The sequence below is a fragment of the Acidobacteriota bacterium genome (assembly GCA_016196035.1).
Lineage (GTDB): Bacteria > Acidobacteriota > Blastocatellia > RBC074 > RBC074 > JACPYM01.
Map to the genome: position 1 here is coordinate 240,848 of JACPYM010000002.1, position 14,227 is coordinate 255,074.

Here is a 14,227-nt window from a genome sequence, read left to right on the forward strand (position 1 = left end):
GCAAAGGAGCTTCTTCACCTATGCCCAACTACGGCATCATCAACGTCACCGAACTCAAAGCCAAATTGGACGCAGGCGACAAGTTTCGCCTGATTGACGTGCGCGAACCATCCGAACATCACCACGCCAAAATCTCCGGCGCGGAACTCAAACCGCTCGGTCAGATCACGCAATGGATGCAGGAACTCGCTGACAAAGACGAAGAAATCATCCTGCACTGCCATCACGGCATGCGTTCCGACCGTGCCTGCCAGTTTCTGGCGGCGCAGGGCTTCACGAATCTGAAAAACCTGACAGGCGGGATTGACGACTGGTCGTTGCACGTTGATCCGTCCGTGCCCCGGTATTAGCCGCGATGGCCGCCGCTGACTTACCGCCGCAATACCTGCACGGCCTCGCCTTATTCAACGCGGGCGAATTTTATGAATGCCACGAAGTGCTGGAAGAGTTGTGGCAGCAGGCAGCAGGCGACGAACGGCAGTTGCTGCACGCGCTGATTCAAGCGGCAGCGGCGTTTCATCATTTCCAGCGCGGCAATTTCAAAGGCGCAATCGGCGTCCAACAACGCGCCCTCACCAAACTCAGCCAATTGCCAACCACTGTTTTGCAACTCGACACGCAGGCCTTCACGCTGGACTTGCAACGCTTTTTCGCTCAAGCTTCGCCTGCGTCGAATCAAACACTCCCATTTCCTAAAATTCAATTGCGTTATGACTGCAAAACTTAGATTGGCAATCGTGAGTCTCTGGCTAGGCCTGATGCTGATGTTCAGCGTCGGCGTCGCACCCGCCGCCTTCTCCGTTCTGAAAGACCAACAACGCAAGGCTGGCGACATCGTCAACCTGGCGCTCGGCGGCGCCGAAATCGCGGGCATCATCTGCGGCCTGCTCTTGTTGCTGTTGCTGTTCATCAGCAAAGAACAGCGCGGCAAGCTCTTCAACATCGAGGCGCTGTTGCTGGCGTTGATGACGCTGGCGATGCTCGTTTCAAAGTTCGTCGTTTCGGCCAAGTTGCACGCGATGCGGGCCGAATTCGGCGAGACCTTGCAAACGATGGCGGCGAGCGAACCGGCCAAGGTGGCGTTCAATCAATTGCATCAGTATTCGGTCTGGCTGATGAGCTTCGCGATTCTGGCGGCGCTGGTGTTGATCGTGCTGTTGGTTCGCGCCACGCCCGCCGCAAAGACAAATCATGCTTGATCCCGAACGCCTCAGCTTTGAGTTTCGCTACGACGAAGAGTTGCCGCCCAAAGTCCGCCCGCCGCGTCTGGATGAATTCATCGCGCGGGAGTTGCCCAAAATCAGCCTGACGCGCCTGCGCCGCTTGATTGCCGAGGGCGACGTGCTGGTCAACGGCGCGGCTTCGCTCAAGGGCGAACGGCTCAGGCACCACGATCAAGTGACGGTCAAATTGTTTGCGGCGGAAAAATCTTCAGCCACGCCGGAGCAAATCCCGCTCGACATCTTGTACGAAGACGCCGACCTAATCGTCGTCAATAAGCCGGTTGATCTGCTGGTGCATCCGTCGAACAGCGAGAAATCGGGTACGCTGCTCAACGGTCTGGCTTATTACTTTTGGGAACAGCAGGGCGAAGCGGTGCGGCCCGGTCTGGTGCATCGGCTGGATCGCGACACTTCCGGCGTAATTGTTATCGCCAAAACGCCGCGCGCCCATCGCACGCTGTCCAAACACTTCCGCGAACGCTGGGTCAGGAAATTTTATGTAGCGTTGGTCAGCGGCGTCGTGGCGCAGGACAGTGGCGAGATTGATGCCCCGATTGGCAGCGATGCGACGAAATGGCCGCACTGGTGCGTGCAACCGGTTGAACAGGGCGGACGCGCCGCGCAAACGCGCTATCGCGTCAAACAGCGTTTTGCCGCGCATACGTTGCTGGAGTTGGAGCCGCTGACCGGGCGCACGCATCAACTGCGCATTCATTGCCAATTGATCGGACATCCCATCGTGGGCGACCCGCATTATCACAACGGGTTTGATCCGCTCGTCCGCCAGCACAAACTGAAACATCACCTGCTGCACGCGGCGCGGCTGGTGTTCAAACATCCGGCAACGGGCAAGGAATTGGACATGCAAGCGCCAATGCCTGCGCCAATGCGGCAGATCATCGAGGGACTTTGAACAGCTACGACATCATCATCATCGGCGGCGGCCCGGGCGGCATCAGCGCCTTGCTCTGGTGCCATGCGCTGGGGCTGCGCGGTCTGCTGCTGGAACAAGCGTCTGAGCTGGGCGGCCAGATGTTGCAGATGTTCCACCCGGTGTTGGATTACCCCGGCTTGCTGCCCGCTGATGGCCGTGAGTTGCGCGATCATTTCGTTCAGCACTTACAGCAACTACAACTCGAAATCAGAATCGCGGCGCAAGTTCAAGCACTTGATTTGGCCGCGCATCGAGTCTGTTGCAATGGCGAATGGCTGACTGCGCGCGCGCTCGTCGTGGCCACAGGCGCGCGCCAGCGCCGCTTGGGCATTCCGGGCGAAACGGAGTTTGCTTTTCACGAAGACCCGCACCCGCCGATGCCTTACGCCAATCAACCGGTTTGCGTTGTTGGCGGTGGCGATTCGGCAGTGCAAAACAGTTTGCTGCTCGCGCCGGTGTGCAGTGCTGTTACGCTGTTGCATCGCTCCGATCATTTTCGCGCACGCGCCGAATGGTTGCGCGCCGCAGAGGCGACCGCCAATCTCACGCTGCTGACCCACACCGCGCCGCTTGAGTTACACGGCACGAACCATGTTGAACGCGTGCTGCTGGCCGACACACGCACGGGCGCGCGCCGCGAGTTGCCGGCAGCGGCGGTGTTCGTGCGCATCGGCATCACGCCGAATACGGAGTTTCTGCAAGGCCAACTTGCCTTGGATGAGACGGGCTACATTCGCGTGGATGCCAGGCAACGCACCTCGGTTGCGGGCATTTGCGCGGTGGGCGATGTCTGCCGGCCCGGTTGTTTGAGCGTCGTGACAGCGGCGGGTCAGGGCGCGGTCGCGGTAAAAACCCTGGCAGCGCAACTGGCGGGACGCTGAGGCCGCAACCAGCGGTCGTCAGCCTGTTCACCGCCGGCTGGCAAGAGAAATAACGCGGCTGGCTGAAAGCCGGATGATGAGGTAAACGCCGGAAGCTTCGCCGCCAACCAAAATTTTGGCAGGGCAAAATGCAGCTTTGCCGGATTCCGCTTGGGTCTGACACAGAAGTCGCGGTAGAATCCGGCCTCGCAACTGCCAGTTCTGATGATTTCGTGAAGCTTGCTGGTCGGAGAGGCAGTACAAAATACTTGATGGAATTGCTCCCACATCAAGTTCATCTTTAACAGAAACAGACAATCAGCGATTAACTACCGGACAGTATTGATCACCTGAAAATCGAGGTGATGGCGACGCCGGTGAATTCCGTTTCTACTCACAGAATGACCCGGCGTTTTCGAGGTTTGTTCAGCGCCTAAGCACGTTTAGGCGTTGGCTGAACCAACTGTCCCATTTCCCGGAACGACGACTATGATTATTCTGAGTGTCACTCCAGCATCCCTGCCGCATCAGCCCGTGCCCGCGCCCGCGCGCCACACGGAAATCACGCGTAGAGTTGCCTTTGGGAACTCGCACCTGACAATGTCTGCCGTGTCTGAAGGAGCGCGTTTCGTTATTCGAGCCACCGCTGCCGCTGCCTTCGCGGTGCAACAGCAAGCGCAGCCGCCGGAACGCCAGCCGGAAAAACCCGCTGTGCCGACAACGGCGCAGGAACAGCAGGCGAAACCCCAGACGGAACAAACGGCGAATGCACCCGCGCCGGAACGTCAGCCCTTTTTTGAGCGGTTGTTCAATGTTCCGCCAATGCGCACACGGCTCGAAAAGGCCTTGAACGAAAAGTGGAAATTCACTGAGGTGCGCCCGCGCCAGCTTGAGTTTCTGCTTTCGCCGGATGAAGAAGACGCGCGGCGCTTTTTCCTGGATGCCGCCAATGCCCGCCAATATCAGCGGCTGGTCAAGGAATTCGGCTGCGGTTTTGAGAATCGGAATGGCGCCATCACCGATGATTCTTTTGAGACACTCAGTGAGTATGGTCCGGAACTGCTGGCGCAATACAACGTGCTGATCGAGAACCGCGAGACCATCAAAAAGTATTATGCTGGCGTTTTCCGCGATGGCCGCATCGGCACGCAAGCGCTCATTCGCATCAGCAATTCCATGTGGTTCGGCCCCTTCGCCGCGCCCAAATTCAAACAATTCGCCAACCTGCTGCACACACGCTATCAAGTACCTGATCATGTCATCGGGCCGATGTTGGGCAGCGTGGGCGATTCGTTCTGGCTGCCGCGCGTGATTTATCGCAAGAGCGGCCCGCAGGAATTCCAGCAACTGCTCAAGAAAATCGCGCCCTCGACCGAAGGCTCCGCCAACGCCTTTGCGCCCGCGCTGCAATTGCTGGTGATCGGCGAAGAGCACAAAATCCCGTTTAAGACGCTGGATGACTTCGTCGAAACATTGCGCCTGCGCCCGCAGGATTTCGGTCCCTTCAGCGCCGTCATTTATAACCTCGGCGCCTATCGGCTGGCCGACGAAATCAAATGCCCGACCTTCGCCCACTTTTTACGGCGCGAACTGGACGAATTCGGCCCCGATATCAATCAGGAATCGGGCCGCCTCTTCGTCAATTCCTACCGCGAATTCAAAGACAATGCCGAGGCGCTCAACGCGCTGCAATCGCCGCGTTACACCGAAACCAAAGCCTTTTTGAAGAGCGTCGGCACCGTTTCTTCCTCGGTCTGGAACATGCAACGCATCGCCGTGCTGACCCAAACATTGACGCCGCAAAAACGCGAAAAGATTGCGAAGCTGGCCCGCGAGTTGTCTTCGGAATTGACCGTCTCCGACGTCATGTTCCTGGCGGACGTTTGCGATAACGAGGAAGAGTGCAAGCTGTTGCTGGATCGCCCAGCCCTGATCGCCGGTGTCAAAGATATTCCGATTGACCGCATTGTCGAACGCAGCCACAACGATCTGGTCAAAGAGTTGGAACGCGAGATTGACAATGCCAATCGCAACGGCCTCTATCGAACTATCCGCAAACTCAGAAACATGATTGATGAGGAAAAGCTGGCTTACACCGAACGGGTTGATCCCAGCAAACTGACCAACATCCAATTGAGCCGCCTGCTGATCTTCCACCGCTCGATTGGGATGCCCGGTTTCCTGGACACCGTCGGCTGGAACGTTTCGCTGGATATGCAAAACGAACGCAGCGAAGGCGGCGGCTATCTGGGCTACGACAAAGACATGGCCATGGTCACGATGGTGGCGGGCCAACCCGGCGACAACCGCGCCTATCGCCCGATCAACCTCGAACGCGCCGCCGCCTCGTTAGCGCTCTTCCACAACCACGCCTTTAAGGACACCTTTGCGCAACGCTATCTGTCCTTCCTCACCCGCATGTGGCCGGCGAACAAAGACAAAGATAAATATGCCGGCCCCAGCGGTTGGTTAGGCGCTGAAAAAGGCGACATCACGGCGGCGGCGACATCAGAGTTGCCGTCCTTTATCATCACCAAGGTGGGGCATCCGCAAAACCCCGATGGCACGCGCAATATGAAAGCCGTCTCGGTCAACTTCGATTGGGTCATCGTTGACCAGCAATCGGGCGAAGCGCTGCGTTCCGACCGTGGGGTTTATACGGTGCCCTATTACACCGACGAGCAGTTGGGCAAGCTTAAATGGCCTTCGCGCAAAGAGGTGAAGCGGCGCGAGAAAGAGAGCCGGGAAAAATGTCCGGCGATCTTGACCCAACAGGCTTCGGCGCCCTCAACACAGCAATGAGGCAGCGTTGAGTTGAAACGACCAGTAAAGAGTCCCCGCGCGCCGTCAAGACTCTTTGCTGGTCGTTTTTTCTTGCGCGGTCAAGCTCCCATTGTTGCCCCCCACTCCAACCATCCAGTCGTCGTCTATGACAAACACACCCCCTGCCGCCGCACCCGCTCTCGCTTCAGAAACGAGCTCGTCAGAGACCAGCCATAATGCGCAAGAGGATGCGCAAGAGCTAAGCAAACTCGGCTATGCGCAAGAGCTTTTCCGCACGATGGGCGGCTTCTCGAACTTCGCCATTTCGTTTTCCATCATTTCGATTCTGACCGGCGCGGTGACTTTGTATGGGCACGGCTTGCGCATGGGCGGCCCGGCGCAAATGTCGCTGGGCTGGCCGCTGGTCACGCTTTTTACGCTGGCGGTCGTGTGCAGCATGGCCGAACTGACGAGCGCCCTGCCGACTTCGGGCGCAATGTATCACTGGTCGTGCCAACTGGGCGGCAAAGGCTGGGGCTGGTTCACGGCATGGTTCAACATCATCGGCCAGATTGCGGCAATTGCGGGGATTGATTACGGCTGCGCGCAATTCCTGACGCCTTTGCTGGGCTTGAACGCCACGACCCGAAATATCCTGCTGGTTTACGCTGGCATTCTGCTGTCGCACGCGCTCATCAATCATTTCGGCATCCGGTTGGTGTCGTGGCTCAACGATTTCAGCGTAACCGTGCATATCATCGGCGTCATCGTCATCGTCGGCGCGCTGTTTCTCTTTGCGCCCAAACAGCCGCTCGGCTTTTTCTTCGCGCGCGTCACCCACAACAACGAAGGCTGGTCGTATAGCTGGGCCTTCGTCATCGGCCTCTTGCAAGCGATGTGGACCTACACCGGCTATGACGCTTCGGCCAGCGTCAGTGAAGAAACCGTAGACCCGCGCCGCCGCGCGCCCTGGGGCATGGTCATGTCCGTTGTGGTGTCGAGCGTCGTCGGCTACTTGCTGCTCATCGCGCTGACGCTGGCGATCAAAGACATCCCGGCGGTGCTGAACGCCAAAGATGCCAGCGGCAACGATGTCCCCACAGTCATCGCGATTCTGATCGCCGCGCTGGGTGAACGCGCGGGCACGCTGTTTTCCGCGCTGGCGGCAATGGCGATGTGGTTCTGCGGCCTGTCGGCAGTGACCTGGTCATCGCGCGTCATCTGGGCCTTTGCACGTGACGAAGGCTTGCCGCTCTCGCACCTTTGGCAGCAGGTCAGTCACACACACGGCACGCCGGTCAATACGATCTGGCTCTGTGTCGTGGCGGCCTTTCTAGGCGCGGTCTATAGCGGCGCCTATGCCGTGGTGACTTCGATCAGCACGATTGGCCTGTATCTGTCCTACATCATCCCGGTGTATTTGCATCTGCGCGCAGGCGGCATTGAGCGCGGGCCGTGGCATTTGGGCCGTTTCAGTCGCGCGTTGAACATCATTGCCGTACTCTGGGTCGTCTTTCTTTGCGGCGTCCTGAGCATCCCCGACGAGCAACGCGCGGGCAAATCCATCGCCGCCGTAACGCTGTTGCTGGCGCTGTGGTATTGGTTCGCCGAGCGCCAGCGTTTCAAAGGCTCAGCCTGGGCTGCGGAAAAGCTTTCATAGGAGGTTTGTCATGAGCCAGCTTGCCATAAAAGGGATGCTCACGCTCGAGCAACTGCGCGGACTCGTCGCGCAAGAACTGATCGAAACCGTCATCGTCGGCTTCACCGATCATTACGGGCGGCTGTGCGGCAAACGTTATGACGCCGAGATGTTTGTCGAGGACGTTTATCACCACGGCACGCACGGCTGCGATTACCTGCTGACGACGGATATGGAAATGGAGCCGGTGCCCGGCTACAAGTTCGCTAACTGGGAATTGGGCTATGGCGACTTTCATCTGGTGCCCGATTTGCACACGCTGCGCACGGCGAGTTGGCTGGATAAAACCGCGCTGGTGCTATGCGATGTGCAACACAGCACGACGCAGCAGCCCATCGCCATTGCGCCGCGTTCGATCCTGCGCCAACAGCTTGAAGCGGCACGCGGCTTGGGTTTCGAGAGCTTTGCCGCGTCTGAATTGGAGTACTATCTCTTTCAAAACAGCTATCGTGACCTGGCGAAAGACGGCTGGTACAAGGCCGAACCAGCGGGCTGGTATTTAGAGGACTACCACATCCTGCAAGGCACGCGCACCGAACCCTTCAACGCCGCCGCGCGCCATCACCTCAAACATTCCGGCGTGCCGGTCGAAAATTCCAAAGGCGAATGTGGTCTGGGTCAGCACGAACTCAACGTGCGTTATGCCGAGGCCCTGGAGATGGCCGACCGCCACGTCGTGTACAAACAATGTCTGAAAGAAGTCGCCGAACAGCAAGGTTTGAGCGTGACGTTTATGGCCAAATTCGCCAGCGACCGCGCAGGTTCAAGTTGCCACATCCATTTCAGCCTCTGGCGCGACGGCAAGAATGCGTTTGCGGGCGACAACCAATTCGGCCCGGTGAAATGCAGCGACACGTTCCGTCATTTCCTCGGCGGTTGGATGGCGCACGTGCCGGACGTGATGCCGTTTTATGCGCCGACCGTCAATTCGTACAAACGTTATGTTGACGGTTCGTGGGCGCCGACGCGGCTGGCGTGGAGCTATGACAATCGCACGGGCGGTTTCCGGGTCGTCGGCCAAGATCAATCCTTGCGTATTGAATGCCGCATCCCCGGCGCAGACGCCAATCCGTATCTAGCTTTTGCCGCAGCATTGGCTTCGGGCTTGGACGGCCTTGCCAATAAGATCGAGCCACCGGAATGTTTCACCGGCGATATTTACGCCGCGCGCCATCTGCCGCGCGTGCCTTACACGCTGGCCGCAGCGACCGACAAATTCGCCGCCAGCGCATTTGCCCAACGCGCGTTTGGCGCTGACGTGGTTGAGCACTACACGCATTTCTTCCGCACCGAGCAGGCGGCGTTCAATGCGGCGGTGACGGATTGGGAGCGGCGGCGCTACTTCGAACGGATTTGAAGGAGGGTAAGCAGATGGCAAGAAGAGATAATTTTCATTTTGTGGTACGGCGGGCGTTGGAGAGTGACGGCTGGACAATTACTGACGATCCGCTTGTCTTGCGCTTCCAAGACCTGCCGTTGCAAGCCGACCTCGTCGCTGAAAAAACCTTCGCCGCAGAAAAAGAAGGAAGAAAGATCGCCGTGGAAGTGAAAGGCTTTGAGTCGCGCTCGGCCACCAGCGAATTGGAAAGAATGATCGGGCCGCTTCAACTTTACGAGTGGGCGCTGGCGGAGCGCGAACCGGAACGGCGCTTGTTTCTGGCGGTCGGCTTGCGGGCTTATAATCGGCACTCCAAACGCCCGTCTTTCAAAGCGGTCGTCGCGCGTTATCGCATCAACCTGATTGTCTTCAAACCTGATGAGGAGGTCATCGTGCAATGGATCGAAGCAGCGAATACGCCAACATCCTGACCGAAATTCTGTATGCCGAGAGCAAAGCCCGCTTCCATCTCAAACCGGAGTTGAAGCTGGTCGCCGCCTGCGATCACCAGACCGGTCAATTTTTCATGGTCATGATCGGTTGGGATCAAGACGACTGGGTACATAACATTGTCTTTCATGCCCAACTGATTGGCGGCAAAGTCCTGATCGAAGTGGACAACACCGAAGGATTGATGCCCGCGTTGCTCGAAGCCGGCATCCGCGCCGAAGATTTCCTCGACGACCGCGATTTCGATTACAGCGAGGCCGCACGCGCCGCCGCTTGAACGGCGAAGCCGCCCTCACCAAATCAGCCGCCTGCAATGTCGCGCGGGGTGCGCAAAGCTAAATTCCCGGAAAGGGCTGGGGGCTGTTACACTGTCTCATCCCTGGCGGCAAAACGCGCTTATCCCGGACATTCATTCAGTTTGTGAGGCACCAAGATTCATGAGCCTGCTCGCTCAACCTGTACTTACCGCGACGACACACCCCACCACGGCGCTTCGCTTCCTGCATCAATTTTTTGAACACTCCGTCCGCCAGTGGCCGCAACGGACGGCGCTTGACATCCCGCCAAGCCGGGGGCGGCCTGCGCGGCGCGTGCTGAGCTATGCCGAACTCAGCCAACAAGCCGAGGCCGTCGCCGCGTTCCTGCGCCCTTACGTGACCGGCGAATGCATCGTGGCGCTGCTGTTGCCGCGCGGCAACGCGTTTTTGTACAGCGGCCAGTTGGGCGCGCTCAAAGCGGGCGCGGCTTACACTTGCATTGACACCGCCTTTCCCGATGAGCAAGTGCGCGACATTCTCAACGATTCCGCCGCCGTCGTGTTGTTGACCGATCCGGTGGGCCAAGCGCGCGCGCAACGCGCCGGTTGGTTGCCGGGCCGCGTTTTCGAGGTTGCCGAAGTCCTGGCCCCAGCGCGCGAACTGCCTGCGCCCAGGCCGCCCGCCTGGCTCACACCAGAAAGTCTGGCCTACATCATTTATACCTCCGGCACGACGGGCCGCCCCAAAGGCGTGATGATCGAACATGCTGGCATCGTCAATCTGGTGCGGCATGACTTGCTGGAATTTCAACTCACGCCGGATGCGCGCGTCGCGCAAAACTCTTCGCCCTCGTATGACTCTTCGGTTGAAGAAATCTGGTTCGCGCTGGCGGCGGGCGCGACGCTGGTGCCACTGGATGAAGAGACCGTGCGGCTGGGGCCTGATTTGACGCCGTGGCTGCGCCGCGAACGCATCACGGTAATTTGTCCACCGCCCACGCTGTTGCGCACGCTCGGCTGCCGTGACCCTTTGAAAGAATTGCCCGACCTCGCGTTTGTTTATGCCGGTGGCGAAGCTCTGCCACGAGACATCGCCGATCACTGGGCCACCGGGCGCTGGCTGATTAACAGCTACGGGCCGACCGAATGCTCGGTGACCGCGACGCACACAACGATCAAACCCGGCGACCCCATCACCATCGGCAAACCCATTCGCGGTTTACAAGGTTATGTGCTTGATGCGGCGTTGGAAGAAGTCGCCGACGGCGCTTCCGGCGAACTCTGTCTGGCTGGCGTGGGGTTGGCGCGCGGTTATCGCAACCGCCCCGAATTGACGGCGCAGAAATTCCCCACGCATCCGAAACTTGGGCGCCTCTATCGCACGGGCGATCTGGTCGAGCGCGCGCCGGATGGCAACCTGATCTTTCACGGACGCATTGACGCTCAGGTCAAGCTGCGCGGCTATCGCATCGAACTCGAAGCCATCGAGGCGCGCTTGGCCGAATGTCCGGGCGTGCGCGAAGCGGCCTGCTGCGTGCAAGGCGCGGGCGCGCAACAGGGCTTGGCGGCTTTTATCGTGCCCGGTGAAAACGCCGCGCCGTCTTTTGACGAATTGAAAGCGGCGTTGCGCGCGGTGTTGCCGAGTTACATGGTGCCGAATCGGTTCGCGTTGATTAACGAATTGCCGCGCACGGTCAGCGACAAACTGGATCGCAAGGCGCTGCCCGTGCTCGCCGTGCAGGAACGTGAAAGCGACCGCCCTTACGTCGCGCCGCGCAACGACCTGGAACAGCGCCTGGCCGCTGCCACACAGCAAGTGCTGGAACTGCCAAATCCGGTTTCGGTTGACGACGATTTTTTCAACGTGCTGGGCGGCGATTCGCTGCACGCGGCGATGCTGGTTTCGCGGTTGCGCGACGATCCGGTGACGGCTTACGTGGACACACGCGACCTTTATGAAGCGCGCACCATCGCGCAACTCGCCACCCGCGCACACGCTGAAGCCGAGGTCGCACAAATTATCGAAGAGGATCTCCACAAACCCCAAGGCCGCCCCTTGCTGGCAACGCTGGCGCAATCCATCTGGTTGTTGTTTGAACTGGTGATCGGTTCGACGCTCACCTATTTCGCCACCTTTGACGCGCTGCCGTACTTGATCGAACACCTTGGTCTGATTCCGTTCTTTCTGCTTTCACCACTGCTCATCGGCGCGGCGCTGCTGGCTTACACGCCGCTCGCGGTCGCCTTTGCCGTGCTGGTCAAAAAGCTGTTGATCGGCAGGTATCAACCGTTGCGCGCGCCTGTCTGGGGCGGGTTTTACGTGCGCAATTGGATCGTACAACAGGCCGTGCGCGTCATTCCCTGGACGATGTTAGAGGGCACGGTTTTCTACAACTCCGCGCTGCGGGCGCTGGGCGCGCGCATCGGCGCCCGCGTGCACATTCATCGCAATGTCAACTTGCGCGAAGGCGGCTGGGATTTACTAGACATCGGCGACGACGTGACGCTCAGCCAGGAGGCCTCGTTGCGCCTGGTGGATTTGGAAGACGGCGACATCGTGGTCGGCCCGATCCAGATCGGCGCGGGCAGTACCCTCGAAATCCGCGCGGGCGTCGGGCGGCATTGCGTGCTCGAACCGGAAAGCTGCCTGACTTCGTTGTCCTCGCTGGCCGACGGCGCGCGCATCCCGCGCGGCGAACGTTGGGACGGTGTGCCAGCGCAATCTGCCGGTGCAGCGCCGCCGCGTCCCGATTTGCCGGATGACGCGCGCGTGCTGTCGCCGGTCGAGCACGGCTTGTTGATGTTGCTGGCACGTTTTGCGCTGGCGCTGTTGCTGGCTTTGCCGTTGGAATTGCCCGTCGTGTTGCTGGCGGTCGTGTATGGCTTTGACGCCGAAGCCGCGCTGGATTGGCTGGCGTTGCCGTCGCTGACTGCGCGGCTGTTGCTGGCGGGTTTGCTTTACGTCGTGTTGCCCGCGCCGCTGACGTTGTTGTTGGAAGCAGCAGCCATGCGTGCGCTGGGCCGCGTGCCGACGGGCGTTATCAGCCTTTGGAGTCCGGCTTATGTGCGCGTCTGGTTGAAAACAGAACTCGTCAAATCGGCAAACGACTGGTTGAGCGGCACGCTGTTCTGGCCGCTCTGGTTGCGACTGGCTGGGATGAAGATCGGGCGCGGGTGCGAAATCAGCACCATCACCGATGTCGTCCCCGAACACATCGAGATCGGCAAAGAGAGCTTTTTTGCCGATGGTATTTATCTGGGCGGCCCGGTCGTGCAACGCGGCACCGTGACGCTCAGCCAGACGCGGCTGGCGCAAAACACTTTCCTGGGCAATCACGTCGTCATCCCGTCGAATCAGCAACTACCGCCCGACATCCTCATCGGCGTCAGCACCGTCGCGGACGACAGGGTGGTGCGTCCCGGCTCGTCGTGGTTCGGCCATCCGCCGTTTGAATTGCCGCGCCGCGAAATCGTCGAAGCCGACCGCAGCCTGACACACGAACCATCGTGGCTGCGCTACCTCAATCGCGTCTTCTGGGAACTGCTGCGCTTTGTCTTTCCGGTCGTGCCTGTGCTGGTGTTGCCGTTTTGGTATCGCCTGTTGATGGTGTCAGAAAAGTTATGCACGCGCCCTGTCTTCCGCTTGGCGGTGATGCCGGCGGCGAGCCTGGGGTTAATGGGTTTCTTTTGCCTGCTGGTGTTGGCGCTCAAGTGGGGCTTGCTCGGACGTGTGCGGCCCGGCGTGCATCCGCTCTGGTCGTGCTGGACGTACCGCTGGGATTTTCTCTATGTCGCGTGGCAATTTTTCGCCAGCCCGGTGTTGCTGCCGCTCGAAGGCACGTTATTGTTGGCGTGGTATCTGCGCGCGATGGGCATGGAAATCGGGCGCGGCGTGGTGCTGGGGCGCGGCTTCACCCAAGTGGTTGACCCGGACATGCTGCACTTTGAAGACGGCGCGACGGTCTGTTGCCAGTTCCAGGCGCATACGTTTGAAGACCGCGTGCTCAAGATTGACCACGTGCGCATTCGCCGCCGCGCCACCGTCACGCAAAACACCGTGCTGCTTTATGGCGCGGACATCGGCGAACACACCCAAGTTGCGCCACACAGCGTCGTGATGAAACGTGAGAGCCTGTTGCCCAACCGCTTTTACGCAGGCTGTCCAACCCGCCCGCTGGCGCGCCCGCGCGCAGAATCAGAGTAGAACGCGATGTCCAAACAACATCTCAACCCCGCCACACTTTTCCCCAGTCTGCCCAGCGGCTTTTCGCAAGCGGTCGTCACGACGCCCGGGCGCATCGTTTTTCTTTCCGGCCAAACAGCCTGGGATGCCAACAAACAAATCGTTGGCGGCAACGACCTCGGCGCACAGACGCGGCAGGCGTTGCAAAACGTGCGACTCGGTGTCGAAGCCGCAGGCGGCGCGCTGGCCGATGTCGTTTCCCTGCGCTTGTACATCGTCAATCCCCAGCCCGGCGACACTGGCCAAGTCGGCGAAGCCTTGCGCGAATTCTTCCCCACCGACAAGCCACCCGCCAGCACATGGATCGGTGTGACTTCGTTGGCCGTGCCGGAGTTTCTGGTTGAGATCGAAGCCATCGCGGTGCTCGATGCGGCATAAGCGCGCACTGCCGCGCCCTATCCAAATTAACCCGACCTGCTAC

At 59.6% G+C, this 14,227-nt stretch carries 12 protein-coding genes; all 12 read left to right on the forward strand.

What is annotated here, in order from left to right; genetic code table 11:
• Positions 1-20: 20 nt before the first annotated feature.
• The 12 genes from HY011_01120 (at position 21) to HY011_01175 (ending at position 14,184) form a co-directional block, all read left to right on the forward strand.
• Complete coding sequence (locus HY011_01120; GenBank protein ID MBI3421515.1) at positions 21-350, forward strand: hypothetical protein; 330 nt, start codon at positions 21-23, stop codon at positions 348-350.
• 5 nt (positions 351-355) lie between these two features.
• Positions 356-727, forward strand: coding sequence for a DUF309 domain-containing protein (locus HY011_01125; GenBank protein ID MBI3421516.1), 372 nt, complete (start codon positions 356-358; stop codon positions 725-727).
• Positions 711-1,199: a DUF4149 domain-containing protein gene (locus tag HY011_01130; GenBank protein MBI3421517.1), complete on the forward strand. Its 489-nt coding sequence runs from the start codon at positions 711-713 to the stop codon at positions 1,197-1,199. The genes HY011_01125 and HY011_01130 overlap by 17 nt, the downstream gene beginning before the upstream one ends.
• Positions 1,192-2,136 carry an RluA family pseudouridine synthase gene (locus HY011_01135; GenBank protein MBI3421518.1) on the forward strand — a complete coding sequence of 315 codons (945 nt, stop codon included), beginning with the start codon at positions 1,192-1,194 and terminating at the stop codon, positions 2,134-2,136. Before HY011_01130 ends, HY011_01135 begins: the two co-directional genes overlap by 8 nt.
• Entirely contained in the window at positions 2,133-3,038 is a 906-nt protein-coding gene (locus HY011_01140) for an FAD-dependent oxidoreductase (GenBank protein ID MBI3421519.1), read from the forward strand. Before HY011_01135 ends, HY011_01140 begins: the two co-directional genes overlap by 4 nt.
• Positions 3,039-3,617: 579 nt before the next feature.
• Positions 3,618-5,819 (forward strand): hypothetical protein, encoded by a 2,202-nt coding sequence (locus HY011_01145; protein MBI3421520.1) that lies wholly within the window; start codon positions 3,618-3,620, stop codon positions 5,817-5,819.
• Positions 5,820-5,946: 127 nt separating this feature from the next.
• Positions 5,947-7,440, forward strand: coding sequence for an amino acid permease (locus HY011_01150; protein ID MBI3421521.1), 1,494 nt, complete (start codon positions 5,947-5,949; stop codon positions 7,438-7,440).
• Positions 7,441-7,450: 10 nt separating this feature from the next.
• Complete coding sequence (locus HY011_01155) at positions 7,451-8,836, forward strand: glutamine synthetase (GenBank protein ID MBI3421522.1); 1,386 nt, start codon at positions 7,451-7,453, stop codon at positions 8,834-8,836.
• Between the two features lie 14 nt (positions 8,837-8,850).
• Positions 8,851-9,288: a XisH family protein gene (locus HY011_01160; protein MBI3421523.1), complete on the forward strand. Its 438-nt coding sequence runs from the start codon at positions 8,851-8,853 to the stop codon at positions 9,286-9,288.
• Positions 9,255-9,584, forward strand: coding sequence for a XisI protein (locus tag HY011_01165; protein ID MBI3421524.1), 330 nt, complete (start codon positions 9,255-9,257; stop codon positions 9,582-9,584). Before HY011_01160 ends, HY011_01165 begins: the two co-directional genes overlap by 34 nt.
• 160 nt (positions 9,585-9,744) lie before the next feature.
• On the forward strand, positions 9,745-13,767 hold the full coding sequence (locus HY011_01170; GenBank protein MBI3421525.1) for an amino acid adenylation domain-containing protein: 4,023 nt from the start codon (positions 9,745-9,747) through the stop codon (positions 13,765-13,767).
• A 6-nt stretch (positions 13,768-13,773) separates the two neighbouring features.
• A complete protein-coding gene (locus tag HY011_01175) occupies positions 13,774-14,184 on the forward strand; it encodes a RidA family protein (protein ID MBI3421526.1) in 411 nt (136 codons plus the stop codon).
• Positions 14,185-14,227: the final 43 nt, after the last annotated feature.

What these genes read in the sequence shown, in the direction of transcription:
- HY011_01120 (MBI3421515.1), top strand. Translation starts at nt 21, where the DNA reads ATGCCCAACTACGGCATCATCAACGTCACCGAACTCAAAGCCAAATTG.
- HY011_01125 (MBI3421516.1), top strand. Translation starts at nt 356, where the DNA reads ATGGCCGCCGCTGACTTACCGCCGCAATACCTGCACGGCCTCGCCTTA.
- HY011_01130 (MBI3421517.1), top strand. Translation starts at nt 711, where the DNA reads ATGACTGCAAAACTTAGATTGGCAATCGTGAGTCTCTGGCTAGGCCTG.
- HY011_01135 (MBI3421518.1), top strand. Translation starts at nt 1,192, where the DNA reads ATGCTTGATCCCGAACGCCTCAGCTTTGAGTTTCGCTACGACGAAGAG.
- HY011_01145 (MBI3421520.1), top strand. Translation starts at nt 3,618, where the DNA reads ATGTCTGCCGTGTCTGAAGGAGCGCGTTTCGTTATTCGAGCCACCGCT.
- HY011_01150 (MBI3421521.1), top strand. Translation starts at nt 5,947, where the DNA reads ATGACAAACACACCCCCTGCCGCCGCACCCGCTCTCGCTTCAGAAACG.
- HY011_01155 (MBI3421522.1), top strand. Translation starts at nt 7,451, where the DNA reads ATGAGCCAGCTTGCCATAAAAGGGATGCTCACGCTCGAGCAACTGCGC.
- HY011_01160 (MBI3421523.1), top strand. Translation starts at nt 8,851, where the DNA reads ATGGCAAGAAGAGATAATTTTCATTTTGTGGTACGGCGGGCGTTGGAG.
- HY011_01165 (MBI3421524.1), top strand. Translation starts at nt 9,255, where the DNA reads ATGGATCGAAGCAGCGAATACGCCAACATCCTGACCGAAATTCTGTAT.
- HY011_01170 (MBI3421525.1), top strand. Translation starts at nt 9,745, where the DNA reads ATGAGCCTGCTCGCTCAACCTGTACTTACCGCGACGACACACCCCACC.
- HY011_01175 (MBI3421526.1), top strand. Translation starts at nt 13,774, where the DNA reads ATGTCCAAACAACATCTCAACCCCGCCACACTTTTCCCCAGTCTGCCC.